The organism is Paraburkholderia sp. GAS33, from assembly GCF_050436645.1.
GTDB classification, from domain to species: Bacteria; Pseudomonadota; Gammaproteobacteria; order Burkholderiales; family Burkholderiaceae; genus Paraburkholderia; species Paraburkholderia phenazinium_B.
Window position 1 is genome coordinate 331,694 of the sequence record NZ_JBNDMP010000004.1, and the last position, 26,296, is coordinate 357,989.

The 26,296-nt window shown below is 62.6% G+C and carries 22 protein-coding genes; 6 read left to right on the forward strand and 16 right to left on the reverse strand.

Annotated elements, in window-relative coordinates:
• Window positions 1–50: 50 nt before the first annotated feature.
• Both P3T24_RS15090 and P3T24_RS15095 read right to left on the reverse strand, forming a co-directional pair.
• Entirely contained in the window at window positions 51–764 is a 714-nt protein-coding gene (locus tag P3T24_RS15090; protein WP_429435674.1) for an ABC transporter permease, read from the reverse strand.
• A gap of 13 nt (window positions 765–777) precedes the next feature.
• The gene (locus tag P3T24_RS15095; protein ID WP_429407898.1) at window positions 778–1,467 is read right to left on the reverse strand and encodes an ABC transporter permease; all 690 of its coding nucleotides are present in this window, start codon (window positions 1,465–1,467) and stop codon (window positions 778–780) included.
• 351 nt (window positions 1,468–1,818) lie between these two features.
• Between P3T24_RS15095 and P3T24_RS15100 the strand changes: the two genes are divergently transcribed.
• The gene (locus P3T24_RS15100) at window positions 1,819–2,430 is read left to right on the forward strand and encodes a class I SAM-dependent methyltransferase (RefSeq protein ID WP_429435677.1); all 612 of its coding nucleotides are present in this window, start codon (window positions 1,819–1,821) and stop codon (window positions 2,428–2,430) included.
• Here P3T24_RS15100 and P3T24_RS15105 read toward each other — a convergent pair whose 3' ends face one another.
• The 4 genes from P3T24_RS15105 to P3T24_RS15120 form a co-directional block, all read right to left on the reverse strand.
• The gene (locus tag P3T24_RS15105) at window positions 2,431–3,387 is read right to left on the reverse strand and encodes a patatin-like phospholipase family protein (protein WP_074265034.1); all 957 of its coding nucleotides are present in this window, start codon (window positions 3,385–3,387) and stop codon (window positions 2,431–2,433) included.
• 17 nt (window positions 3,388–3,404) lie between these two features.
• Entirely contained in the window at window positions 3,405–3,962 is a 558-nt protein-coding gene (gene bamE / locus P3T24_RS15110) for an outer membrane protein assembly factor BamE domain-containing protein (protein ID WP_074265035.1), read from the reverse strand.
• Window positions 3,963–4,463: 501 nt separating this feature from the next.
• Window positions 4,464–5,657 carry an acyl-CoA dehydrogenase family protein gene (locus tag P3T24_RS15115; protein ID WP_429435679.1) on the reverse strand — a complete coding sequence of 398 codons (1,194 nt, stop codon included), beginning with the start codon at window positions 5,655–5,657 and terminating at the stop codon, window positions 4,464–4,466.
• 109 nt (window positions 5,658–5,766) lie between these two features.
• Window positions 5,767–6,645: an ABC transporter substrate-binding protein gene (locus P3T24_RS15120; protein ID WP_429436160.1), complete on the reverse strand. Its 879-nt coding sequence runs from the start codon at window positions 6,643–6,645 to the stop codon at window positions 5,767–5,769.
• A gap of 339 nt (window positions 6,646–6,984) precedes the next feature.
• Between P3T24_RS15120 and P3T24_RS15125 the strand changes: the two genes are divergently transcribed.
• Window positions 6,985–7,899 carry a LysR family transcriptional regulator gene (locus P3T24_RS15125; protein WP_429407554.1) on the forward strand — a complete coding sequence of 305 codons (915 nt, stop codon included), beginning with the start codon at window positions 6,985–6,987 and terminating at the stop codon, window positions 7,897–7,899.
• A gap of 94 nt (window positions 7,900–7,993) precedes the next feature.
• On the opposite strand, the gene P3T24_RS15130 is transcribed toward P3T24_RS15125, so the two are convergent.
• The 4 genes from P3T24_RS15130 to P3T24_RS15145 form a co-directional block, all read right to left on the reverse strand.
• Window positions 7,994–9,595 carry a rhodanese-related sulfurtransferase gene (locus tag P3T24_RS15130; protein WP_429435682.1) on the reverse strand — a complete coding sequence of 534 codons (1,602 nt, stop codon included), beginning with the start codon at window positions 9,593–9,595 and terminating at the stop codon, window positions 7,994–7,996.
• Window positions 9,592–10,200 carry a cysteine dioxygenase gene (locus tag P3T24_RS15135; protein ID WP_429435684.1) on the reverse strand — a complete coding sequence of 203 codons (609 nt, stop codon included), beginning with the start codon at window positions 10,198–10,200 and terminating at the stop codon, window positions 9,592–9,594. The genes P3T24_RS15130 and P3T24_RS15135 overlap by 4 nt, the downstream gene beginning before the upstream one ends.
• Before the next feature lie 200 nt (window positions 10,201–10,400).
• Window positions 10,401–11,228 carry a class II aldolase/adducin family protein gene (locus tag P3T24_RS15140; RefSeq protein ID WP_429407557.1) on the reverse strand — a complete coding sequence of 276 codons (828 nt, stop codon included), beginning with the start codon at window positions 11,226–11,228 and terminating at the stop codon, window positions 10,401–10,403.
• A gap of 11 nt (window positions 11,229–11,239) precedes the next feature.
• On the reverse strand, window positions 11,240–12,319 hold the full coding sequence (locus tag P3T24_RS15145) for an LLM class flavin-dependent oxidoreductase (protein ID WP_429407559.1): 1,080 nt from the start codon (window positions 12,317–12,319) through the stop codon (window positions 11,240–11,242).
• Between the two features lie 304 nt (window positions 12,320–12,623).
• On the opposite strand from P3T24_RS15145, the gene P3T24_RS15150 reads away from it, so the two are divergent.
• Window positions 12,624–13,592 carry an ABC transporter substrate-binding protein gene (locus P3T24_RS15150; RefSeq protein ID WP_429435687.1) on the forward strand — a complete coding sequence of 323 codons (969 nt, stop codon included), beginning with the start codon at window positions 12,624–12,626 and terminating at the stop codon, window positions 13,590–13,592.
• A gap of 80 nt (window positions 13,593–13,672) precedes the next feature.
• Here P3T24_RS15150 and P3T24_RS15155 read toward each other — a convergent pair whose 3' ends face one another.
• Window positions 13,673–15,217 carry a methyl-accepting chemotaxis protein gene (locus P3T24_RS15155; protein WP_429407563.1) on the reverse strand — a complete coding sequence of 515 codons (1,545 nt, stop codon included), beginning with the start codon at window positions 15,215–15,217 and terminating at the stop codon, window positions 13,673–13,675.
• 255 nt (window positions 15,218–15,472) lie between these two features.
• On the opposite strand from P3T24_RS15155, the gene P3T24_RS15160 reads away from it, so the two are divergent.
• Window positions 15,473–16,681 carry an aspartate transaminase gene (locus P3T24_RS15160; protein ID WP_429435690.1) on the forward strand — a complete coding sequence of 403 codons (1,209 nt, stop codon included), beginning with the start codon at window positions 15,473–15,475 and terminating at the stop codon, window positions 16,679–16,681.
• A 71-nt stretch (window positions 16,682–16,752) separates the two neighbouring features.
• Here P3T24_RS15160 and P3T24_RS15165 read toward each other — a convergent pair whose 3' ends face one another.
• The 4 genes from P3T24_RS15165 to hpnI form a co-directional block, all read right to left on the reverse strand.
• Window positions 16,753–17,745, reverse strand: a complete 993-nt coding sequence (locus tag P3T24_RS15165; protein ID WP_429435693.1) for a lysylphosphatidylglycerol synthase domain-containing protein — start codon at window positions 17,743–17,745, stop codon at window positions 16,753–16,755.
• Window positions 17,742–18,605 (reverse strand): hopanoid biosynthesis-associated protein HpnK, encoded by an 864-nt coding sequence (gene hpnK / locus P3T24_RS15170; protein ID WP_429435696.1) that lies wholly within the window; start codon window positions 18,603–18,605, stop codon window positions 17,742–17,744. Before hpnK ends, P3T24_RS15165 begins: the two co-directional genes overlap by 4 nt.
• The gene (gene hpnJ / locus P3T24_RS15175; RefSeq protein ID WP_429435699.1) at window positions 18,605–20,026 is read right to left on the reverse strand and encodes a hopanoid biosynthesis associated radical SAM protein HpnJ; all 1,422 of its coding nucleotides are present in this window, start codon (window positions 20,024–20,026) and stop codon (window positions 18,605–18,607) included. Before hpnJ ends, hpnK begins: the two co-directional genes overlap by 1 nt.
• A gap of 128 nt (window positions 20,027–20,154) precedes the next feature.
• On the reverse strand, window positions 20,155–21,381 hold the full coding sequence (hpnI, locus tag P3T24_RS15180) for a bacteriohopanetetrol glucosamine biosynthesis glycosyltransferase HpnI (RefSeq protein ID WP_429435702.1): 1,227 nt from the start codon (window positions 21,379–21,381) through the stop codon (window positions 20,155–20,157).
• A gap of 1,037 nt (window positions 21,382–22,418) precedes the next feature.
• On the opposite strand from hpnI, the gene P3T24_RS15185 reads away from it, so the two are divergent.
• Window positions 22,419–23,414 (forward strand): LLM class flavin-dependent oxidoreductase, encoded by a 996-nt coding sequence (locus P3T24_RS15185; protein ID WP_429435704.1) that lies wholly within the window; start codon window positions 22,419–22,421, stop codon window positions 23,412–23,414.
• 32 nt (window positions 23,415–23,446) lie between these two features.
• On the opposite strand, the gene P3T24_RS15190 is transcribed toward P3T24_RS15185, so the two are convergent.
• Entirely contained in the window at window positions 23,447–24,535 is a 1,089-nt protein-coding gene (locus P3T24_RS15190) for an alpha/beta fold hydrolase (RefSeq protein ID WP_429435707.1), read from the reverse strand.
• Window positions 24,536–25,004: 469 nt separating this feature from the next.
• On the opposite strand from P3T24_RS15190, the gene glgC reads away from it, so the two are divergent.
• The gene (gene glgC, locus P3T24_RS15195) at window positions 25,005–26,276 is read left to right on the forward strand and encodes a glucose-1-phosphate adenylyltransferase (RefSeq protein ID WP_074265048.1); all 1,272 of its coding nucleotides are present in this window, start codon (window positions 25,005–25,007) and stop codon (window positions 26,274–26,276) included.
• The last annotated feature ends 20 nt before the right edge of the window (window positions 26,277–26,296 follow it).

Here is a 26,296-nt window from a genome sequence, read left to right on the forward strand (position 1 = left end):
GAACACATATAACAGGGGTGACGCGGTGACCCGCGGCAAAATCATGCCGCTCAATGCGGCCGCACCGCCAGATACGCCAGCCAATGCCGCTCGGCGCGCCGGAACAGCGCCACCAGCGCGAACGATACCGCAAGATAGATCAGCGCCGCGATACCGAACGCGCTGAACGAATCGTAGGTGGCCGAATTGGCGTCGCGAGCCACCTTGAGGATGTCCGGCACGGTCGCGGTGAAGGCCACGGTCGTGGCATGCAGCATCAGGATCACTTCGTTACTGTACAACGGCAACGCACGGCGCAGCGCGGACGGCACGATGATGCGGCGGTACATGGTGAACCAGCTCATGCCGTAGGCGCGGGCCGCTTCCACTTCGCCGTGCGAGGTCGAACGGATCGCGCCGGCGAAAATCTCCGTCGTATAGGCACAGGTGTTCAACGCGAACGCGAGAATAGCGCAATGGAAACCGCTGCGGAAGAACGCGTCGAGCAGTTGATGCGAGCGCACGAACTCGAGGCTGTACATGCCCGTGTAGATCAGCAGCAACTGCACATACAAGGGCGTGCCGCGAAACACATAGGTGTAGACGCGCACCGGCGTAGACAGCCAGCGCTTTTTCGACACGCGCGCCACCGCCAGCGGGATTGAGCACACAAACCCAATACCGATCGACGCCACCAGCAGCCACAAGGTCACCGCAAGGCCGGAGAGACGCTGACCGTCCCAGTAAAGAAAAGCGCGGCCGAATTGGGAAAGGATTTCGATCATCGTGTCTTTTCTCTCAGAGCTCGGCGTGCCGCACGCCAATCGAATAACGCTTCTCCAGCCAGATCAGCACGAGATTCGACACCGTGGTGATGGCAAGGTAGATCAGCGCGGCGATCAGAATGAAGAAGAACATGTTGAAGGTGCTCTTGCCGGCGTCCTGGGCGGCCTTGACGACGTCCGCGAGACCGATGATCGATACCAGCGCGGTCGCCTTCACCAGCACCTGCCAGTTGTTGCCAATGCCTGGCAGCGCGAAACGCATCATCTGCGGAAACAGAATGCGCGTGAACACGCGCGCCCCGCTCATGCCGTAGGCCGCGCCCGCTTCGAGCTGGCCGCGCGGGACTGCGAGGAACGCGCCGCGGAAGGTTTCGGTGAAGTACGCGCCGTAGATGAAGCCCAGCGTGATGACGCCCGCCACGAACGGGTTGATGTCGAACTGCGGCAGATTCAATGCGTCGGTCAGGTCGTTGACCGCGATCTGGATGCTGTAGAACAGCAGCAACATCAGCACGAGATCGGGCACCGAACGGATCAGCGTCGTATAAGCCGTGCCGAGCGCACGCAGCGGCCGGTTGAACGAGAGTTTCGCCGCCGCACCGGCCAGCCCGAGCAGGACCGCCGCCGCGAGCGACAGGACCGACAGTTCGATCGTCTGGATCGTACCGGCGAGGAGCACCGGACCAAAGCCGTAAAGGAACACGTTTGTCTCCATCCAGATGTCGGGGGTTCAGGATTCAGGCATGGCGCGGATACTCGCAAGCGAAAAAGATTTGCTCAAACAGGCCGCCGCTGCCGTGTTGCGACGCAACATTGGACGATTCAGCGTGGTGACGGCGCAAAACGCCTGTTTTAGCGGGCGATAGGTGTTGGCAAGCACGTTGGACCACGGGTGCACGCGTGGCGATTTAGCAAGTTTCGGGTCGCTTTTTCGATAGACGGCGCGGCGCAGGCCTGGGCGCGACTTGCAGTCACGATCAGGGCAAACCCCGCTACACTGCGGTTGCCTGGGGTGTATATCCCCGCCCGCACAACTCCCCCGAGGACTTCGAGCATGACTGCCCGTTTCGACTCCACGACGCTCGATGCCTACACGAAGGACGCCGCCCGTTACAGCCAGGAATGGCTGGACCAGCCGCCTCCGAACGACCTCTACGCATTGCTGGAAACGCATCTGGTGCCGCAAGGCACGACCGCCGAGATCGGCTGCGGCAACGGCCGCGATGCGGGATGGCTGGCCGAGCACGGCTACGAGGTCACTGGCTTCGACGCATCGCCAGGCCTGCTTGCCGAAGCGCGCCGTCTGCATCCGGAGATCGAGTTTCGCGAGGCCACCCTGCCGGCGCTCGAGGAGATCGAGGAACGTTTCGACAATATCGTCTGCGAGACGGTGATCATGCATTTGCCGGCCGAATCGATTCCTCTCGCCGTGGATAATCTCAGGCGCCTCTTGCGACCGAACGGTGTGCTGTATCTGTCATGGCGCGTCACCGAAGGCGAGGACACACGTCAGCCCGACGGGCGGCTGTACGCCGCCTTCGAGCCCAAAGTGGTCGTGGACGCGCTCATCGACTGCGCGATTCTGCTATTCGAAGACGTGACGAGCGAAAGCTCGGGCAAGCGGATCTGCCGGGTCATTGCCTCGAAGAATCTCGGCGGCGTCTGATCACTCAATCCCCAGCCGGGCGCGAATCGCCGGCAGCATATGCTCGACCGCCGCGCGCCCTTCGGCAATTGCCGGCGCCGCGCGGTGAAAATCGAAAATGCCCATGCCGCCCAGGCGCGGCTGAATCAGGATGTCGGCGGGCTCTCCCGCCAGACGGCTGCGCGTGATCCGCACCTGCATGATGTCGATGCTCTGCGCGACCGAACTCAGCATCGACGGCACCCGGGCGCTCGGCTCGGGCGCGACGCGCACGTCGGCTGCCACCTCGTCCTCCGAAGGCGCGAGCCAGCGCGGCCACGGCTTGCCATTCTTGCGCAACGAACCGGGCGGCGGCGCGGTCGGATCGATCACCGGTGAGGCTGCAGCCGTGAGGCCGCCGAAGTCGCGGCCATTGAGAATGTCGTTGTTCAGATCCACCGCGATCACGCAATCGGCACGCATGCCCCGCGCCACCGACACCGGCACGGGATTGCTCAGTCCGCCATCCACGAGCCACACGCCGTTATGCCACACCGGCGTGAAAATACCCGGAATTGCGATCGACGCTCGCACTGCATCCACCACACTGCCGTCCTGCAACCATGTTTCGCGGCCCGAGTCGAGTTCAGTCGCCACCGCGGCAAAAGGCATCTGCAACTGGCTGATCTCACGTCCGTTGAACCGGTTGGCGAACACCTGGATCACCTTGCGTCCACCCAGCAGGCCACCGGAAATGCGCAGGTCGAGCAGGCGCAGCACCGTCTGCCAGGTCAGACGCGACACCCAATCCTCCAGCCAGTCGAGATCGCCGTTCGCATAAACCGCCGCGACCAGCGCGCCGATCGAGGTGCCGCACACGACGTCCGGCTTGATGCCCGCGTCATGCAGCGCGCGGATGGCGCCGATATGCGCCCAGCCCCGCGCAGCGCCACCGCCGAGCACGAGACCAATGCGCGAGTGAGCACGTCGCCGCAGCATGTTTTCTCCTTGTCGTCCTATCGTCCACGTATCACGTCGGAACGCGATGTCGTATAGACCTTGTGAAACGCATCGAAGTGCACGTTGAAGAAACCCTCTTCCGTCACGCCGCCCTCGCGCCACTTCCAGCTCCAGACGGTCTCGGGCTTGAGCGGAAACACCGCCACCTGGCCCGGTTTGCCGAGCAGACGGCGTACTTCGTCCTCGGTCATGCCGGGCTGGATCTTCGCGAAGTTGGCCGCGGTCAGCACCTGGGTAATGGCTTGCAGCTTGCCGTCACGGTCGATGTCGACCATATAGGTGTTGAGCCCCTGCGGGCCGCGCGGATATTCGAGGCGCTTCGAACCGTCGGTAAACGTGCGTTCGGTTTCCGGCTTGCCCATCTGGTTGCGAATTTCCGCCTCAGTCGTCACGCCGGGCGTGAGGCCCTTGAGCAACAGCGCGTCCGGCTTGATGGCGTTGAACAGTTCCTTGAGTTTTTGCACAGCACGTTGGCCCTGTTGGTCGTCGCAACCCGCCAGCGCGAGCGAAGCGGCCAGCACGGCGACGGTGAGCAATCGGTAGTTCGATGCCATCTGGGAAGTGGGGATACGGTCCGTTATGTGAAGGTTTAACGACAGGATAGCAAAAGCTCACCCGCGGACGCAGCGAGGCGGGCGAGCGGGCAGCCTCACCGGCAGGACAGCAGCGCGGTGACGATGCAGCGCAGCGCGTCGCGCCTGCTACCGGCGAGACTCAACGGAACAAGGGACGGGGAATGGATGGACCACTGAAAGTGCCACGCGGCGGAGCTTATCCACGCGCCACGAAGGCATGCACAAACGGAGGGAGACTCGCCGCGGGATGACCGGGCTACAGATGGGATGAAGAGAGACCCAAGACGACACGCAGCGGTCCGGCTGAACGAAGCAATCAGCCGCAGATGGCCGCTGACCCTACGCTTTCGCCCGTGACAGACCGCTGCACACGGCCGTCTGGTCCCTCGACTATTTTGCCCAGGTGGCGATAATTTAGACGCATTAAATTGATTGTGCGAGCCAGCGTTTACACTGAATCTTCTGATGAATAGACGCTGACTAGCCCACCGCAAATCCTGCCCGTCCGACACCCTGCAACACCGAGTCATTTTGCGGCGTGTGGATGCGTGCGCACAGCACATCGCGGTAGTGACGTTCGAGCGGATTATCACGGCTCAAGCCCGGATTGCCGCTCGCCTCCACGGCCAGTTGCACCGCTTCGATCGCCTGATTCGTCACCGTGTATTTGACGAGCGGTGCCTCGTCGAGCGCCACCCGCTCGATGTGCGCCGTCGCATCGAGCAGCACGCGGTTGCTGAACAGCAGCGCATCGATGCGGCCAAGCGTTTGCTGAAACGACGCGAGACTCGCGAGCGGCGCGCCGAGATTGGCGGGCGCGCGAGTCGTCGCCCAATGCACGAACCAGTCGCGCGCAGCACGCGCCACCCCGTCGTACACCGCCGACAGCAACACGCTCATCCACGCCATGCCAAGCGCGTCCAGTCCGGCACCCGGCGCGCCGGGCAACTGGACGTCGACGGCATGCTCCGCCGGCACGAAGACGTTGTCGAAGACGATTTCATGGCTACCCGTCGCGCGCATGCCGAGATGATTCCACAGCGCACCGACCCGCACGCCCGGCGTGTCGCGTCGCACGAGCCACACGCCGACACGCGGCGGTGTTTCGTCGCTGCGCGCCCACACCGCCAGCCACGTCAGGCCGGGGCTGCCGGTCGAATAGATCTTGCTGCCGTTGATAATCCAGCCCTCGCCGCTACGCGCAGCGAGCGTGCCGGGCAGACCGCCGCGAGCCGGCGTGCCGAGTTCGGGCTCGACCCGCAATGAATTGATCAGCGCGCCGTCGCGAACGGCTTCGCGGGCGACCTGCTGACGCAACTCACGCGGCCAGTTCTGGTTGCCCTGCAAGCGATGATGAAACAGATACTGCATGACCAGCACGAGCGCCGTGGATGGCTCGCCACGCGCCACCGCACGCACTACCTTCAGTGCTTGCGGCAGGCTGGCGCCCGCACCACCGAGATCGGCCGGCACCGTCAGCGACAGCAGATCGTGCTGATGCAGGCGCGCCAGATTGGCATGGGGAAAATCGCCGCTACGGTCGTAGTCTGCGGCGCTTGCCGCGAACTCGCCGGTCAATTGCTCAAGCAAGGCATCGAACACGTCGCTATCAAGCGGCGGATGGCGTCGCGCCGCGGCGTGCGCGGCGGTGGGTTCGAACTCGGGGGCGTTCATCGCAACTCCGGCGCGGCCGCGCTGTGGCGGCCGTGGTTATGTTCAGGCCTGCTGACGGCTCAAGGACACTTAAGGATACTTAAGGACTCGGGGGCGGCAGTTCACAAGTTTAAGGCACAGGAAAACTGCGGTCGAAGCTCGCTTTGACATCGAGGCGCGCGGGAATGACGCTGGCGGCTGTGTAGGTGTCGGCGGTACGCTGCTGCGCCGCGATCACACCGTCGTCAATCGCGACCGGATGCACCTGACCGCGTTGATAGACGGTTTTCAGCACGTCGGGCGGCAAGCCAGTCACGCGCGACTGCATCGCTGCGACCTCCTCGGGATGCGACAGCGCCCACTGCTGGCCAAGCGCCACGCGCCGCAAGAAGTCCGCTAGCACCGCACGTTTATCGGCGATGGCGCGTTCGGTCGCAACCTGGTAACTCAGCCCTTCCGACAGGCCGACGCCATTGACCAGAATACGGTCGTGATCGCGGGACTCGCTCAGCGCCGTGTATGGATCCCACACGGACCAGGCATCCACGCTGCCCGATGCAAGCGCCGCCTTTGCATCAGCTGGCGCGAGGAAGACCAGCGTGACATCGGAAAGCGGAATATTGGCCTTTTTCAGGGCCGCGAGCACGAGGAAGTGACCGATCGAGCCGCGCGTCGTGGCGATACGCTTGCCCTTCAGGCTCGTCACATCGGTGAGCGGCGAATGCGCGCCGACGACGATCGCGAGATCGACTGGATGCGAGCGCGTCGCGGCCACCGCGCGCACCTGGGCGCCCGCTGCAAGCGCGAACACCAGCGGCGCGTCGCCGAGGCCGCCCACATCCACGGCACCCGCGTTCAGTGCCTCACCGAGTGGCTGTGCAGCAGGAAAGTTGAACCATTCGATCTGGTACGGCAGATCCTTCAGTTGTCCCGACGCTTCGAGAATGCCGCGTGTTTGCAGCGACTGGTCGCCGACTTTCAGCACGGGCAGATCGGCGGCACACGCCATGTCAGGCCATGTGGTCAGACCCGCTGAGGTCAATGCCAACGCTGCCAGTACAAACGCTTTTGCAAATGCTGTTGCCACCGCGTCACGAAGACGCGGCGAGGCCATCTCCGCAACAAACGCAAGAGGCGTGAAAAACCCACGGGAGAGAAAACGTGTTGTCGTCATATCGTTCGCTACGGACTAGTCAGCAACGAAGATACGGCACGTACTTGTATAAGACAAACGCATTATTCTTCTAAGCAAATATGCGGATCTTGCTACGCGCGGCAGCGTGAACCGGCCTCATTGCAGGTATCATCGAACGCACGATTTGCTTGCTCTCTTACCTCATCGCTCAACATGAAGATCGACGATATCGACGCCTATGTCGCCGTCATCCGCGCCCAGTCGCTGCAGCAGGCCGCGCAGACACTCGGCCTCACGCAACCCGCCATCACGCGCCGGCTGCAAAACTTCGAGGAAGCGTTGGGCATCGAACTGCTCGATCGCAATACGCGTCCGCTGAAGGCCACTGCAACCGGACGCGTCGTCTACGAACAATGCCGCGTCATCCAGCGCGAACTGGACGTGTTGCGCGGGTTGGTCGCGAACGATTCGCCGCCGGTCGGCGCACTGCGCCTGGGTGTCGCGCAGACGATCGCCGATATCGCGTTGCCCGATGCCATGCGCGAACTACGCACGGCCTACCCCGAGTTACAGGCGCGTGCCTCGAGCGGCTGGGGGAGTCAGTTGCTGCAACGGGTGGAAGCCGGCGAACTCGATGCCGCGGCAATGTTGCTCCCGGCCAACAAGACGTTCGCCGAGTCGCTCGCCGCGCGCTCGCTGGGACGCGTCAAACTCGCCGTCGTGGCGCCGCATGGCACGCTGAAAAAACGCGCGCATACGCTGGCGGAATGTCAGGCGATCGGCTGGGTGCTGAATCCGGATGGCTGTGGGTTTCGCGAAGGTCTGCAGCGTGCCTTAACCGGTCTCGGTCTCACGCTGAAGCTGAACATGGAGACGCTCGGCACCGAACTGCAATTGCAGCTCGTCGCCGACGGCAACGGCTTGGGGCTCGTGCCGCTGCCCTTGCTACAGACGAGCCGTTACGCAGCCGCTCTGGACGTGGTGACCGTGAGCGACTTCAAGCCGCTGATCGATATCTGGCTCGTGCATCCGCGCGTGCTCGGCAAGCTGCAGCAGCCCGTGGAGCGTTTCGGCGCCGCCGTCGAGCGGCAATTCAAGGCGGCACGGCTGCAATCTCAGGCAGCCTGAGGACAAGACAAACCAACGCGCGCGCATGCCTGCTTCGGCATGCAGTGCGCGTTGGACCGGCTTGCGCGACCCTCAAAACAGCAAGGGCTACCGCTCAGATCACGTGAAACCCATGTGTGCCATCGCGCGCCAGTTGCGCGACCAGTCCGTACTCCCAGTCCAGATAGGCCTGCATCGCTTCGTGCGCGTTATCCGTGCCCTCGTAAGGACGACGATAACGATCGATGCGCGGTGACGCGAGATGCGTCTCGCCGCTCTCGAGCGGCAGACCCGCCGCGATCCACGCCGTCGTCCCACCCGTCAGCACCTGCACCGGCTTGCCCGTCAATTCGGCCAGTTCCGGCGCAGCGAAGCGTGCGAGCGCACTGGTCCCGCAGGTCGCCACATAGCGTTGCGCTTCCGGCAAGTTGGGCAGCGCATCCGCCAGTTGTCCGCGCAACGCAAACCACGCGCCGGGAATATGCCGCGCCACATAGTTCGCGCTCGCCGTGAAATCCAGCACGACGGTGCCGGGCGCACGCAGCAGTATCGCAAGGTCCGTCGGCGAAATCTCGTCGGCAACAGGTGGCGTCACCGCGTTGCGCGCGACCGGCGCTGCGCCCTCTTCCGTGAAATCGGCCGGCGTCAGACCATCGACCACGTACACCTCGACATTCATCTGCGCGAGCCACGAGGCCGTCATGTTTGCGCGCACGCCGTCGCTGTCCGCGAGAATCACGCGGGCACCGCGCACCGGCGCGAACATATCGGTCTCCTGCACAAGCTGCCCGCCAGGCGCGCTGCGAAATCCGGGCACATGGCTCGCCTGGTACTCCTGCGGCGAACGCACGTCGAAACGATAGATCGTGCGCACGGCTTCCTCTGCCCAGCGACGCGCTTCGTCGCGCGAAGTGCGGCCCACTTCAGCGCGATCGGCCACTGCGCGCGCCGAGGCCGCTGCAGCGACCCGCACCGAATCGACGGTGACCGGATCGAAGCGCTTCGTGCTGCCGTGTGCCAGCGTTTGCCCGGCGAGCGTCCAGCCGATCGTGCCGTTACGTAACGCCGCAATGGGATTGGGCACGCCCGCATTGATCAGCGATTGCGCACCAATGATGCTGCGCGTGCGTCCCGCGCAGTTGACAACGATCTGCGTCGACGGGTTCGGCGCGAGTTGCCGCGCGCGCAGCACCAGTTCGGCACCCGGCACGCTGATGCTGCCGGGAATGTTCATGGTCTGATACTCGTCGAAGCGGCGCGCGTCGAGCACGACCACGTCGGCGTCGCTGTCGAGCAGTTCCTGCAATTGCGGCGCTTCGAGCGACGGGGTATGCCGTTCGCTTTCCACCAGTTCGCCAAAGGCCTTGCTCGCCGAGTTGACGTCCTGGAACAGTTCGCCACCTGCGTCGGCCCAACCGCGCAAACCGCCGGCCAGCAATGTGACATCGGTGTAACCCAGTTCAACGAAACGGCGCGCCGCGCGCACCGCGAGCCCTTCGCCATCGTCGAACACCACGATTGGCACGCTGCGGCGTGGCAACCGCAACGGCGCGTCCAGTTCAAGTTTCGATAGCGGAAGATTGGCGGCGAACAGCGGATGGCTGCGTGCATGCGGATCTTCCTCGCGTACGTCGAGCAATGCGATTTCGCGGCGCTCGAGTAATGCGCGGCGCACGTCTTCGAATGAACGGCTACGGAATTCAGTCTCAATGGTCATGAGATTGCGATCTCCTTCGATACATTCCAGATATTCGGCAACACGTCGTTGGAATAACCGGAGATAAATGTCTTGCGGCCACCCTCCCCGGGGTAAACCGAGCGCGACACCGCCCCGATATTTGCACCATAAACGTGAATGCTGACCGACACGCGGTCGTCGTATGCATTGCTAACCCGATGAATGTCGCCAATGCGCGGCGAGACCGCATCGACGGCACCAGTTTCGAGCCACCTTGCCCCATCAGAAGCAATCACCGTGCCGCTTTCGTCGCGACAATATGGCTGCGCGATTTCCGCACCACGCAAGACACCAATCAGGCCCCAAACGGTGTGGTCGTGAACCGGCGTGGCCTGTCCTGGCCCCCAGACAAAACTCACCACAGAGAAGCGCTGACGAGCATCCGCGTGCAGAAGGAATTGCTGATAGCGCTCGGGGTTTGGACGCGCGTACGCGTCGGGCAACCAGTCGTCGTGCGCAACCAGTTCACGCAGCGCGGCGCCGCCCGCTTCCAGCAGACTGGCTTCGGGGAGAGCATCGTCGAGTAACGATGCGATCCGCTCGACAAATGTGCGCAAGCGGTCAAGCCGCAAGATCTGGCTCATGAGGTAATGGAAAAAATGAGGGTCGAGAAAAGGTGCGGCGGCGCTGGCGGCCTTCAGAGTCCGCGCGACGCTCTGTTCTGGTTCGAGATCGGGTTGACGACGACCTGGTCTAGTGTACGCACATCCGCAGCGGGATGGGGCCGCTGCGCCGCAGCGATACCGGCGGCGCAGACGGCATTGTCATCTTGAGCGGATTGTCCTCAGTCGAACACGTCCGGCTCATTGGCGACCACACCCTCCAGCAGGCTCTGGAACGCAAACAATGCGCCACCCGCTCGCCCCACCTGTTCGTGCGTCAATGTGGCAATGTCGTGTGGGATGGGTTGCGGCTTGCCGGCCGCCTCGGCGAGCAATTGCGCGTGACACGCATTGTCGAGTGCGATGTACCACCACGCCGCTGCCTCGACGGTCGGTCCCGCGGTCAGGATGCCGTGGTTCTTCAGAATTACCGCGCGATTCGTGCCGAGCGCCGTTGCAATGCGCGCCCCTTCTTCCGTATCGAGCACGACCCCACGAAAATCGTCAAACAGGGCGTGGTCCTGGTAGAACGAGCACGAGTCTTGCGTGAGCGGATCGAGCGTGCGTCCGAGCGTCGACCACGCCTTGCCATACAGCGAGTGCGTGTGCGCAGCGGCCACTACATCGGGCCGTGCTTCATGAATCGCAGCATGAATCGCGAAAGCCGCCTGATTGACGGGCCCCTCGCCCACCACGATCTCGCCTTGCGAATTCACCAGCAGCAGGTCGGAAACGCGAATCCGGCTGAAATGCTTGCCGAACGGATTGACCCAGAAGTGATCGGGCCATTCCGGATCGCGCGCCGTGATGTGACCCGCAAGGCCTTGATCGAAACCGTAGCGCGCGAAAATGCGAAATGCGACGGCGAGCCGCTCTTGCCGATAGCGGCGCTCCTCAGCGACGCTCGCGCGCGGCGGCACTTCATCGAACCAGAATTTGCGCAGCGGCGCATGACGTTGCAACGTCGACGTTTCTGTAGCGGGAACAGCAGGCAGAGATAGATCGGTCATTGTTCCTCCGTTCAGGCTGCCACGCGTTCGCTGCGAGCAATGCGCTCGCGCGTGGCGGGAATCAGCGCGCGGCCATAGTCGATCGCATCTTCAAGCGGGTCGAAGCCGCGGATCAGGAAGGTGGTCACACCCAACGCATAGTACTCCGCGAACGTGTCGGCCACCTGCTCCGGTGTGCCGACCAGAGCCGTCGAATTCGAACGGCCGCCGATTTCCTTGGCGATCGCGGTCCACAAGCGCTCGTCGACTCGATCCGCCTCGCCTGAAGCCGCCAGCAAGCGGCGGGCACCTTCGCTCTGCGCGGGGCCGCCTACGCCCAGGCCCTGGGCGGCACGCAACCGCTTGGTCTCTTCGAGAATATGCTCAGCGCGTTCCCATGCCGCGGCTTCGGTATCCGCGAGAATCGGCCGGAACGACACCGAGAAGCGCACCGTGCGGCCATGCTTCGCGGCTTCCGCGCGCACCCGCGTGACCTGCTCGCGCACCTGCGCCTTCGATTCGCCCCACAGCGCGTAGACGTCGGCATGCCGGCCGGCGATTTCAAGCGCGGGTGCCGAGGCCCCGCCGAAATACACCGGAATATGCGGTTGCTGCACCGGCTTCACTTCGGAGAAACCGCGCTCGAAGCGGTAGTACTTGCCCTCGTGATCGAACGGCGTATCCGAGGTCCAGATGCGGCGCAGGATCGACACGTACTCGTCGGTGCGTGCGTAGCGCTCGTCGTGCGACAGGTAATCGCCGTCGCGGCGTTGCTCGGCGTCGTCGCCGCCGGAGATGATGTGCACGGCAAGGCGGCCGCCCGAGTAATGATCGAGCGTCGCGAGCTGACGCGCGGCTAGCGTCGGCGCCACAAAACCGGGCCGGTGAGCGAGCATGAAATGCACGCGACTTGTCACGCTCGCGGCCTGCGCGACGGTCAGCAGCGCGTCGGGGCTGGTCGAGTGATGCGGAACGAGGATGCGGTCGAAGCCGGCGTTCTCGTGGGCCCGTGCGAACTGCTCCACGTAAGCGGTATCTATTGACGGGCCTTGCGGCGCGTGCGTTTCCGAGACCTTGCGAGTCTGGATCATGCCGATGAATTCGACTGCCACGATGCGTCTCCCCGATGATCGACAGAACGCCGGACGCGCTGAACGCGGGCCGGCGGCAACACCCCGGACGGGATGTCAGGCAAGCCTCAAAGGTAGCACCGCAACATGCGTTCGTTAAATATTGATAGCCGATAAAGATATCGCAATTGCATGTTTGTGACGGCTCGAAGCGGTTGCTAACCTCGCTCCGCGACAGCATGTTCCGGCCGTTCCGCGAACTGTCCCGGCCAATTCATGCTTGCCGCTTTTTCCGCGGCTTCCTTCCGCTTCCTGTTTGCGTTTTCCTCTTCGTGGAACTACACCGATGACCGCTTTTCGCTCCGACCGCCGCCGGATTCTGCACACCTTTGCCGCCTGTGGTCTCGCTCCCGCTGCGGCGTGGCTCGCTGCGACGGATGCGCTGGCTGCAGAGCCCACCCTGGTATTTGGCGATCAGGCCGGCGGACTGCGCGCGCTAGCCGAAGCGGCCCATGTGCTGGACGGCACGCCCTATGCGTTTCGCTGGGCCAACTTCCAGGGCGCTGCGCCGCTCTTCGAGGCGCAGCGCGCGAACGCGGTCGATCTCGCGCCCGCGGGCGATCTGCCCGTGCTTGCGGCGGCAATCGGCGATCCGTCGCTGAAGATTGTCGCGACCCGCGTCGGAACGCCGACCTCGCTCGGGATCGTCGTTCAGGCCGATTCGCCACTACGGCACGTAGCCGATCTGAAAGGCAAGACTGTGGTGGTGTCGTCGGCGCGCGGCAGCATTTCGCAATACCAGTTGTATGGCGCGCTGGCCGAAGCCGGACTCACGCGTGACGACGTGAACGTGCGCTTCGTGCTGCCCGTCGACGCCTTTGCGGCGTTCGAGGCGCGCCAGCTTGAAGTATGGGCGACCTTCGATCCGTATTTCGGCACCGCTGTGCAGCGCGGAGGCCGCGTATTACGCGACGGCTCCGGCATCAACACCGGACTTGCCTTCATCACCGCTTCGGGCGCAGCGGCCGCGGACCAGGCGAAGCGCCCGGCGTTGAGCGATGCGCTGCAACGCTTTCAGCGCGCCGGCGCGTGGGCTGTCGGACATCCTGAAGCGTACGCGCAGGTGTATGCGACGGTGACGCGCCTGCCGATCGGGACGGCGAGAGTCATCACCGCTCGCGCCGCCTTGCAGCAACGGCCCGTCAGCGACGCGGACATCGCAGCGCTGCAAAAGGTCGCCGACCGCGCGTTCGAGCAACAGATCCTGCCGACGAAGGTGGATGTGCGAGCGATCACGGCGCAAGGCATCGGTTAGAGATTTTTGAGCATGTTCGTGCCGCGGCCTCGCTGAGCCCTGTCTGATTGCGCCAATGGGCTCGGGTCGGGCGTATCTTGTCAACCGGGCAACTTGAACGACGCAGCGGATTTCGCCAGCGCTTGCGCCTGATCCTGCAGCGAACGGGCCGCGGCGGAAGATTCCTCGACGAGCGCGGCATTCTGCTGGGTCGCATGATCCATCGCGTTGACCGCTGTGCTGACCTGACTCAAACCGTGGCTCTGCTCCTGCGACGCCGCCAGAATTTCCGCCATGATCGCATGCACGCGGGCCACGGCTCCGATGATTTCGTTCATGGTGTCACCAGCTTCGTTCACCAGAGTCGAGCCGGCATCGATGCGTGCTGTCGAATTGGTAAGGAGTCCCTTGATCTCCTTGGCTGCAGCTGACGAGCGTTGAGCCAGCGTACGCACTTCGCTGGCCACGACGGCGAAGCCACGCCCCTGCTCGCCGGCGCGTGCGGCTTCGACCGCCGCGTTCAGCGCGAGAATATTGGTCTGAAAAGCGATGCTCTCGATCATGGTTGTAATTTCGGAGATCGCGGACGAGCTTTGGCTGATCTCCTGCATCGTGCTTACCGCTCTGGACATGACCTGATGCCCCTTTCGCGCAACCTCGGAAGCCGACGCGGACAGATCAGTCGCACGTTGCGCATTTTCGGCGTTCAGGCTCACCGTGCTGGACAATTGCTCGGTACTCGATGCGGTTTCCTGGAGCGATGCCGCCTGCGCCTCGGTCCGTGCCGACAGATCGGCGTTTCCGGCAGCAATTTCTCGCGTCGCAGTGGCGATCGCGTTACTTCCTTCGCGCAGCGACTTCACCACGTCGGTCAGACCTTGCTGCATATTCACGAGGCACTGGAGCATGTTCCCCATCTCGTCTCTGGAGCGCACCTCGATGTCGTGGCTAAGATCGCCTTGAGCGATCCGCTCAAAATGCACGACCGCTTCGTTCACTGGCCCGAGAATGGCACGGCGCAACATGTACCAGTTGCCGAAGGCAGCCAGCACGCCAACCAGGATTGCCACGATGCTGCCGATACGAAACAGCATGTACGTATGCCCCGCCCTTTCGTATTCGCTCCTGGCCTGGTTGAACTGATAGGCCTTCAATGCAGTGGCCGCAAGTTGCATGCGCGTGTAGATCGTCCCGACATTGATCATTACCTTGGGGATCGCTTCGCGGTCGCTGCGCATGGCGGCGTCCTGGAGTTTGTCCAGTTCGCGCTCGGTCGCCGCGCGCTCGCTTGCGACCTGCATGGCGAGACGGTCCTCGCCGGCATCGCGCGGCAATGCTATGTACTGGTTCCAGGCCTGATCGGCGGCGTGCCGGACGTCCTTTAACGTGACGTACATCTGCCTGGCGTCATCCGAGCCGGGATTCACCGCGGCACGATCCAGCGTGGTGCGTTGCCTGCCGACCATGATCGTCATCTCGCCAATGGCGATCGATTTCGGCAGTTGCTCCAAATACATTGTGCGATTCGCGCCGTTACTTTCACTCATTCCGGCGAGGCCGGCCAAACCGATGGCAATCAGCAGAAGACCAAGAAACGCCATCGAAAGACCGAGACGGCTGTTTATGGACAAGCGGGAAGACGGCATTTCGACTTCCTTACGATAAACGGGCGCCCGAAGGCGCCCAATCAAAGAGGGGGCTAGAGCGCCTCAGGCGCACATTCAATAACGGCAGGCACGGCGGCATCTTTAGCCGACGCGACTCCGTGCAATATTTTGTGAGCATCTGCCGCGGCGAAGGTGCCATAAGACGATGCTATTTCTCCAGAGGAAATCGGTCTTTGCGTGACGGATTCTGCCCGCTTAAGCTTTGTTCATACTAAAACCCTTCAGGAGTCTGGAGTGAGTTCATCGCGAATCGCGGCTCGTGTACAGCGCATCAAGCCCTCCCCAAGCAGCGCCGCTGCAGATCGCGCCGCTGAGTTGCGCAGGCAGGGTAAGACCATCATCAACCTGGTGGTCGGCGAGCCCGATTTCGATACTCCGGAACACATTCGGCGCGCCGCCTACGAGGCCATGGAGCGCGGCGAAACGCGTTACACGCAAACCGCAGGCACACTGGCACTGCGTACGGCGATTGCGTCTAAACTTCAGCGCGAAAACCGGCTTGCCTACGATGCTCGTCAGATCATCGTGACCTGCGGGGCCAAACACGCGATCTTCAATGCTCTGGCCGTCACCGTCGAAGCCGGTGACGAGGTGCTGATACCCGCCCCCTACTGGGTGTCGTACCCGGACATGACGCTGGCTTGCGACGGAATCCCGGTGGCGCTTGCCTGCTCCGAGTCCGATGGCTTCAAACTTACGGCCGCCACACTCGAAGCGGCGATCACATCGCGTTCGCGCTGGCTCATCCTCAACTCACCGAACAATCCCACCGGCGCCACTTACAGTACGGCGGAATTGCGGGCGCTTGCCGACGTGTTGTTACGCCATCCGTCCGTGATGGTGCTGATGGACGATATTTACGAGCATATTCGCTTCGACGATGCCGATAACGTTCATCTGCTGAACATCGAACCCAAACTCCGCTCACGCACGCTGGTAGTCAACGGCGTCTCAAAGACCTACGCGATGACCGGCTGGCGAATCGGTTATGCGGCAGGCCCGTTGGACATCATCGAAGCAATGGACACGTTGCAGTCGCAATCGACCAGCAATGCCAGTTCGGTCAGTCAGGCCGCTGCGCTGGCCGCGCTCACCGGCGACCAGACGTTCGTGACGGATTCAGGGCGTGTTTATCGCGAGCGACGCGAGTATGCAGTCAAAGCGCTCAACGCCATTCCCGGTATCAGTTGCCTTGCGCCAGACGGTTCGTTTTGTCTGTACGTCAACTGCAGTGGCCTGATCGGCCGTACCACACCGCGGGGAAGAGTTCTCAACGAAGATACGGAGGTTGTGCTGTATCTGCTTGAAGACGCGGGCGTGGCTGTCGTCTCCGGGTCCGCCTACGGTTTATCGCCATACTTCCGGATGTCGATCGCAGCCAACATTGAAATCATCGCTGAGGGCTGCCGCAAGATCGCCGAGGTCGTCGCCGCGCTGGCATGACGTCAGTGAACCTCAGGAACACCAACGAAAGCCGCGCCGCAAACGAAATAAACCGGCAACCCAGACGACCTTCAAACCCTGCCCTTGATAACGGAAGAAGGCCCGCCCAAACGGCGGAGAACCTCACCCCCCTGCCATGAGAGAAGCGCAGCACACCCAAACAAAACCTCGCGCATGCGCTTAACGAGAGCTAAAGAAAGCGCAACTTCCCGATCGACCCCAAACAATTGCGCAAGCAGTACAACCGCCGCGTCCTGCACCCCCACCCCAGCGGGAACAAAAAACGCAGCATGCCTGACAGCCTGAGTGAGGCCTTCAATAGCCAAAGCCCCGCTCAAAGAAACAGGATGCCCCAGTAACGCCAAAGCCCAATAAGTCTCAAGCGCGCCAAGCAGATACCCACTCAGTTGCCAGAGAAACGCCCTCAGTAAAAGCCCGCTGCGAGACAAAAGCGCATCGATATCTGCGTCAAGCTGCCGCCCATCGACCGCCGACAGAAGCGAACCCGTGGAGCCCAACAACCTCCCAGCCCACCGCTCGATGGCATAAAAAACCCCGCCCCGCCTAATGAGGACCACAGCGATAACAGGCAAAGGCAACGACAAAAGCAAAGCCATTCCAATCGTGCGCACGACCCCAGCCTGATGCGTAGCCGCCACGATCAACACCAACCCGAGCGCCGAATAAACATACTGCACGGCCAAGGTCACCATGACCTCGACGACAACTGAGGCACTGACTCCGCTCAGATCGTCCACACGCCAGGCGGCAAGCCGAATCCCGACAATCTCCCCGCCAATCCCCGCTGCGGGCAGCAAGCGGCTCACGGCTTCACGAACCGTCGCCACCCACCAAAGAAATATCAGCGATGCCCGCTTACCCAGCAACAGGTGCCACGCATACGCATCGAGCAACAACGGCAGTGCATGAAACGGCACAAGCCACAGCAACGCAAACCCGGCTTGCCCAATGATCTGAATCAGACCGCCGACACCCTCGTGCAGCACGAGCCCAATCAGGATCGCGATCCCGATCGGCAAACCGGCCCATTGCAGGCGCTTCATGACGCTTGCGCACCACGGCGATGCCACTCGCCGAACACGTCGGCAAAGCCGCCGCGCGTCGCCCCGGCCGCCTCGATAGCCGCCGCCACGCGCGGCGACAGCAACGCGGCCAGTTCGTCCGCATGCCGGTAGTCGCGCATGCCGGCGCTCAACGCGCCCTCACCGGCCGTGGCCGGATGGCAATAGATCTCGCCCACGCCGTCCGGCAAGCGCGCCAACGCATCGAGCAGGACGCCCTCAGTCATCTGCCCCGTCCTGGAGATGCCGACCACATAGTCGTTGTGCGCAATACCGGCATGATCGAGGCGGTCCCGCACCAGGCCAATCCACGGTTTAAGCCACAGCGGTTCGTTGGATTCGCACGGCAGACGCATCGCACGCATGCCGTAGTCCCGGCCAATTTCGAGGATCAGCCCGAGCACCGTCGGATGCAGATGGAAGTGCTTATGGGTATTGACGTGATCGAGCGGCAGCCCGGTCTTCGCGAATGCTTCGAACTGCGCACGGATTTCCAGTGCGAGCTGCTTGCGCACGTACGGTAGACAGAAAAATCGAAAGCCGTCGCGCACCATATCGTCGCCGAAACGGCCCTCCGGACCGACCAGCGCCGGAATCGCCTCGCGCGGCAGGAGCGCCGCGCCATCGGCCAGCACCAGATGCAGGCCGACCCGCAATTCCGGCAGCCGCCGCACGCGCGCGAGCGCATCGCGCGCGGCCGGCGCGGCGACCATCAGGCTCGCTGCCGTCAGCACACCGTACAGATGCGCGCGCTCGACTGCCTCGTTGACCCGCTCGTGCAAACCGAAATCGTCTGCCGTGAAGATCAGCGTGCGCTGCGAAAGCCGAGCCTCGTACGCCATCACGCTTCGTGAGCGCGCAGGAAGCGGAAAAACTCCACGCCTTCGCGCAGACGCCGCTTCATCATGTCCCAGCTCAGCAGCATCTCGCGCACGATCTCCCAGATCTTCGAGGGCCGGAAATAGAAACGCTTGTAGAAGCTCTCGACGTGGTGATAGATCTCTTCGCGCGACAGATGCGGATAACCGATCGCCGCGAGTTGCACCCCTTCCTTGCTCACCAGGTTGATCACCTTGTTCTCCTGCAGCCAGCCGTTTTCTACCGCCTGGTTGTAGAGCGTCGTGCCCGGATAAGGCGCCGCGAGCGACACCTGGATCGTGTGCGGGTTGATTTCCTTTGCGTACTCGATCGTCTTTTCGATCGTCTCCTGCGTTTCGCCCGGCAGCCCAAGGATGAAGGTGCCGTGGATCTTGATGTCCAGCTTGCGGCAGTCTTCGCTGAAGCGTCGTGCGATGTCGGTGCGCAAACCCTTCTTGATGTTCAGCAGGATCTGGTCATCGCCCGATTCATAGCCCACCAGCAGCAGACGCAGACCGTTTTCCTTCATGATCTTCAGCGTCGCATACGGCACGTTGGCCTTTGCATTGCAGGACCATGTCACGCCGAGCTTGCCCAGCCCGCGTGCGATCTCTTCGACGCGCGGCTTGAAGTCCGTGAAGGTGTCGTCGTCGAACATGATCTCCTTGACTTCGGGCATGTTGTCGCGGATCCACTTCACTTCTTCGAGCACGTTCTCTACCGAGCGCGTGCGGTAGCGGTGACCGCCCACCGTCTGCGGCCACAGACAGAACGTGCACTTCGAGCGGCAGCCGCGACCCGTGTAAATCGACACGTATGGATGCTTCAGATAACCGATGAAGTAATTTTCGATTTTCAGGTCGCGCTTGTAGACAGGTGCTACAAACGGCAGCTCATCCATGTTCTCGAGGATCGGGCGCGCCTCGTTGTGCTCGATCGAGCCGTCCGCAGCGCGATAGCTCAAACCCTGGATCTGCGCGAGCGGTTTGCCCGCCGCCACTTCCTGGCAGGTGAAATCGAATTCTTCACGGCAGACGAAATCGATCGCTTCGCTCGCGGTCAGCGAATTGTGCGGATCGACGGCGACCTTTGCGCCCACCATGCCGATCATCACCGACGCTTTGCGCTTCTTCAGATCCTCGGCGAACAGCGCGTCAGTAGGAAACGACGGCGTGCTCGTGTGAATGATGACGAGGTCATACTGCTGCGCGATATCGAGCGAAGCCTCCACCGAGAGACCATCCGCCGGCGCATCGAGCACGCGGCTATCCGGCACCAGCGCCGCGGGCTGCGCGAGCCATGTCGGATACCAGAACGAACGGATCTCACGCTTCGCCTGATAGCGCGACCCCGCGCCGCCATCGAAACCGTCATACGACGGGGCCTGCAAAAACAGCGTTTTCATATGTGCTCCGCTATCTGCCTTGATTCTGATTTCTGAAAAGTCGTTAAAACCGATGATACTGTTCTACCGCCGCAGCGCCACAATACCCCGACGTGACGCCGCACCAAGTGCCCAATCCGCAGACGTTTTCATCCACGATCGGAGAGTTCCACAATCGACGCACGCGTCTGCGCCACGCGATTGACGACCGACATCCGCGCGCCGCGCCAGACGACATGCGAGCCGAACACCGCGCCGAGCCATTGCAAGGCGAGCAGCGTGTCGCGCAGCGGCACGAGCGGCAGATCGCGCCAGAAGGTGCGCGAAATGCGGGCGCTGCGCGCATGCAACAGCACGCGCGCGAACAGGCCGGTTGCCGCACTGATCGACAGCGTCAGCGCCATCAATGGATGAGCGCCCGCTCCGCCGGTGGTTCCATCGATCAATCCATTACCCAGCCCGACCGCCAGCAGCGCGCTGACCAGCAGCCACGGCGTCGTAAACGTAATGATCAGCGAGGCGAACCCCGAGCGATTCACCGAGCGGATCGTGCGCAACCAGCGTAATTCGCGCAGCCACAAGGTGGTGAAAGTGGGCTCGATCACGTCAGTGGCGACCATCACCGACGAAAGCACCGTATTCAACCCAAGCGCGCGTGCATGTTCGGCGAGCCAGTAATCGTCGGCCAGGCAATCCTTGAGGGTCTCGAAGCCGCCGATGTCCTCGAGCGTCGTGCGTCGCAACGCCAGCGTCGCACCGAAGCCGAAACGGCGCGAGCCGCCCGCATGCGCGACCCGCACCGACGGCGCAAACCATTCGTTGATGAACAGCGCCCCCACCCTCGGCCAGAAGCCACCCACGCTCTGCGCCCGGTACAGGCAGGTGACGACGCCCGTGTCGGGGTCGGCGAGCGGCGCGGTGACGGTGTCGAGGTAGTCCGGTTCAACGGCGATGTCGCTATCGGCAAGCACAATGATGTCATGGCTCGCACGCTGCGCCATGTTGATGAGGTTGCTGACCTTCAGGTTGCTGCCGTGCACGCGCGAATCGATCACGAGTTCGATGTCGCAATGCGGATACGCCGCCTGCAGCCGCCGCACTACGCCGATGGCCGGGTCGACCGGCGACGAAACCCCGCATAGTAACTGAAAGCAAGGATGCGCCTGCTCGCAAAACGTCACCAGGTTTTCGTACAGACGCGGCTCGGTCCCGCACAGCGGTTTGAGCACGCTGACGGAACTCCAGCCTACATGACGCACAGCAGCACGCTTGCTAAAAAACGGCATCGCGACAGCGGCAACACCGGCATACACAGTGGCGGCACAGCACGTCAGAACCAGCAGCCACTCCAGACCAGATAGCGAATGCACCGTCATTGGCCACCTCTCCCGCTGCCGGTGGCACGCAACCCGGCGATAGCAGGACAAATCGACAAAAGATGCATGGATACGCTCGCTCGCAAGATCGGAACTCCTTCTGCCTGCGTCGGAACAATTGGCATCGGAATGAGCCGCATTGTCGAAGCAACGTGTGCGATTGCTTTACTGTAATTTCCCGTAATACTTGATCGGCTTTATGACAGATAATCGAAAGCGAATAGACAGAGATCTATCGGTCAATAATGACCGACCGCTCTGGTTGCGCTTCTGTCAGCGACCGCAGAGATCAAACCTACGGGCGTACAAAACCATGACCAGCAAGGCTGACAGCCCGGTGTCCGGCCTTTGAAAGGCAATCGCCTGCACGTTCATGGTCGGAAAAATTGTAGCAGTCCCCGTGAAAACTTGCTTCATTACCGCCGTTCGCTCTAAACCGCCTTTAACTGGGCTAGCAGGGATCTTTTACAGTTTTATAAAGCTGTGTTATTTGACTGACAATAATCGCGGCATTCTGAGGACACGCGTGGACCTTTCACATATTGATCTGTTCAATGAGGCGAATTGCACTGGCTTGCCTCATTCGACTGGTCTGAACAAATGGTGCGTGGCGCATGCGACCGACGGCAGGCCAGGGTCCGATGACCCGGCCGGTCCGCTGCGTCCGGAGGTACTTTGCGTAGCCGACCTACGCGTGACGCAACGAACCGGCTGGCATCACGATCGCCGCCTGCCGCAGCGCAGCACGGATGCGTGGTCCGGCGCACCGACGGTGCGCCGTGCATCTGCTGTGCAGCAGCCATCTCACGCTAGCCCCAGCCGGACCTGCGATCTGTGCGACGTCACACGCAGACACCGCACGATTCACCACAACGACACCCTCACCCTGTCGGCGGTGTGGACTTGTTCACCGCGTCAGCGGGAATCGAAGCGCTTTGGCACAATCGATCTTTGCCTTTGCTGTCGACGGACTTACAGGCGTGCGAGCACATCGCTCCGCGCGAGCCGCGCGACGCACGGCTTCGGACGAACTTGCCATGATCCCTTTCTCGGTCCTCGACCTCTCTCCTATCAACGCCGGCGCGAGCGCGGCGCAGGCCTTCGCCAACACGCTCGATCTCGCCCAGCACACGGAACAATGGGGATACCGGCGCTTCTGGCTCGCCGAGCATCACAATATGACCGGCATCGCCAGCGCCGCGACGTCGGTAGTGATCGGCCATGTGGCTGGTGGGACCAAAACGATACGCGTCGGCTCGGGCGGCGTGATGCTGCCCAACCATGCGCCGCTGGTAATCGCCGAACAGTTCGGCACACTCGCATCGCTCTACCCGGGGCGGATCGATCTGGGTCTGGGCCGCGCGCCCGGTACCGATCAGACCACCTCGCGGGCCTTGCGTCGCGAGTTGCACGGTAGCGCCGACACGTTCCCGGACGATGTGGTCGAACTGCAGCGCTACTTCGCGGATCCGGTGCCCGGTCAGCGCGTGCGAGCAGTACCAGGCGCGGGGCTGCATGTGCCGCTGTGGCTGCTCGGTTCGTCGCTTTTTAGCGCGCAACTGGCCGCGGCGCTCGGTCTGCCGTTTGCGTTCGCGTCGCACTTCGCGCCGGACCATATGCTGACCGCGCTGCGCTTGTATCGCGCGCAGTTCCGTCCCTCGGCGGCGCTCGACAAACCCTATGCGATGGTTGGCGTGAACCTGTTCGCGGCCGACACCGACGAAGCGGCCTATCGCCTGTTCACGTCGCTGCAGCAGCAGTTTGTAAATCTGCGCCGCGGCACGCCTGGGCAGTTGCAACCGCCGGTGGACCGGATCGAAGCGGCGGAGATGGAACTGAACAGTGTCGCGCAATCGCTCGCATGCTCGGTGATCGGCGATCCGGATACCGTTCGCGAAGGCCTGCTGTCGGTGATCGAGCAAACCGGCGCGGATGAGTTGATCCTGACCGCGCAGATTTACGATCACGCCGCGCGGTTGCACTCGTTCGAGATCGCCGCGCAGGTGCGCGATGAGATTGCCGGCGGTCAGTAAGTAAAGAGAGGCCGCGCGGTCGGCTCACCCCCTTACTGATTCGCCGGTACCGCCGCCAGCCCGTCGAGCAGCGCCTTATGAAACGCCTGCGGGTCCTGCATCTGCGGCGCGTGCCCCAGGTCCGCGAACTCGACGAGCGTGGCATGCGGAATCGTCCGCGCCGCGAGTCGGCCCAGTTCCGGATAATGACCGATCTGCGCCCGCACCTCCGGCGACGCAGCGTCCTTGCCAATGGCCGTCGTGTCCTTCTGGCCGATCATCAGCAACGTCGGCATCCGCAGTTCGCCCAGTTCATATACCACCGGCTGCGTATAGATCATGTCGTACAGCAGCGCTGAATTCCACGCGACGATCTGCTTGCCCGGCCCGCGGTACATGCCCGCCAGCATCTGCACCCACGGCTCGTAGTCGGCGCGCCAATGGCCGGCGTAATAGGTGGACTGTTCGTAGCGGCGAATGCCGTCGGCCGTCGTCTTCAGCTCACGCTCGTACCATTGATCGACGGAGAGCGAAGGCACCCCTTTCGCTTTCCAGTCCTCGAGGCCGATTGGATTGACGAGCACCAGTTGCTGCGTCTCTTGCGGATACATCAGCGCATAGCGGATCGCGAGCATGCCGCCGGTCGAATGGCCGATCATCGTGACGCGGCTCACGCCGAGCGCGTCGAGCAGCGCATGCGTATTGCGCGCCAGTTGCTGGAAACTGTACTGATAGTGCTCGGGCTTGCTGGACTTGCAGAAGCCGATCTGGTCCGGCGCAATCACCCGGTAGCCGGCATCGCTCAGACGCTGGATGGTCGGCTCCCAGGTGGCCGCGCAAAAGTTCTTGCCATGGAGCAACACCGCCGTACGGCCGTTGGGATGCACTGGCTTGATGTCCATATAAGCCATATGCAAGGCAACGCCTTGCGAAGTGAAATCGTATTGCTCGACTGGCGCCGGATAGTCGAAGCCCTGCAGTTCGGGGCCGTAGGCGGGACCGTCGTTGCCCGCGGCAGCGCTTGCTGTGGCAGGCCCGCTGGCGGCGCTATCGCCCTCGGCCCACGCTACGTGGGACGCGGCGCATACCGTCAGCACACAGGCGCTGAACAGGGCGAGCACAGAGGTTCGACTAACTTTCATACGCAATGGGTTCCGGCAGAATGGTTAAGCGAAATCAGCTTCGACGCGAACGCCCCCACAGCTCAACCCCTGGCGGCCTGCAATCGAGTTGCCGATTCTACGTTCCCCATCCGAATCCTGCTCCGGCGCCTGCATCGGCCATCCGAAACCCGGCGCCGCCCATATTGCGCCGCACCATTCGTACCGCTATGCGCCGTTCCGCACGGACGCCGCGAGCCTCGACTGCGATCTTGCGCAGGACACCGATAAGTTTGGCATCCACATAATCCAGACTATTCGCCGGCGGTAGATCAGTGCTAGAAATAGCAAACAATTGTCAATCGGAGGGCGACAGCAGCGCATATCTGGACCAGAATCAATAGAAAAACAAACCAGCAGATCCAACCGGGGTACAACATCAGCAACCACGTTGCATGGGACAGGTGTCAGCGCAAAAGCGCGAACGCCGCCCGAAACATGGAGACAAAAAATGGAAACTCCGGCAAGCCTCAACGATCTGCAACGCGCCACCCTGGCCATCGTCCTCGCAGGCGGACGCGGCACGCGGCTCGGGCCGCTCACCAACAAACGCGTCAAACCGGCCGTGCACTTCGGCGGCAAGTACCGGATCATCGACTTCGCGCTGTCCAATTGCCTGAATTCGGGCATTCGCCGCATCGCGGTCGTCACGCAGTACAAGGCGCACTCGCTGATCCGGCATGTGCAGCGCGGCTGGGGCTTCCTGCGCGGCGAGTTCAACGAGTTCATCGACCTGTGGCCCGCGCAGCAACGCGTCGAAGGTGGTCACTGGTACCGCGGCACGGCGGACGCCGTGTTCCAGAACCTCGACATCATCCGTTCGATCCGGCCGAAATACGTCGTCGTGCTGGCCGGCGATCACATCTACAAGATGGACTACACGCGCATGATCCGCGACCACGTCGAGAGCGGCGCGGACTGCACGGTGGGCTGTATCGAGGTGCCGCGCATGGACGCGGTGGCCTTCGGCGTGATGCACGTGGATGAGAACCGCCGCGTGACCGGCTTCGTCGAAAAGCCTGCCGATCCTCCCGCGATGCCGGGGCGCCCCGACATGGCACTGGCCAGCATGGGCATCTACGTGTTCAACGCGGACTACCTGTACACGCTGCTCGACGAGAACATCACCACCGAAGACACCGACCACGACTTCGGCAAGGACATCCTGCCGCGCGTCGTGACGCAAGGGCATGCGATCGCCCATCCATTCAGCATGTCGTGCGTCTCCTCGGATCCGAACGTCGAGCCGTACTGGCGCGATGTCGGCACGGTCGACGCTTATTGGTCCGCCAATCTCGACCTCGCCTCGACGATCCCGACGCTCGACCTGTACGATCCCGACTGGCCCATCTGGACGCAACAGCAGCAGTTGCCGCCGGCCAAGTTCGTGCGCGACATGAACGGGCTGCAGGGCTCGGCCACCAACCTGGTCGTGTGCGGCGGCTGCGTCATCTCCGGTTCGCAGATTTCGCGCTCGGTGCTGTCGTCGAATGTGGTTGTGAATTCTTTCTGTAACATCAATGAGGCAGTCTTGTTGCCGCAGGTCACGATTGGCAACAGTTGCCGGTTGCGCCGCGTGGTGATCGACCGCGGCTGTACGATTCCGGACGGCACGGTGATCGGTGAAGATCCGGTGCAGGACGCCGAGCGCTTCTACCGCACCGAAACCGGTATCGTGCTCGTGACGCCGGATGCGCTACGCGGCCAGAAGCCGGCGCAGTAGGATTGCGCGGAGGGCGACCC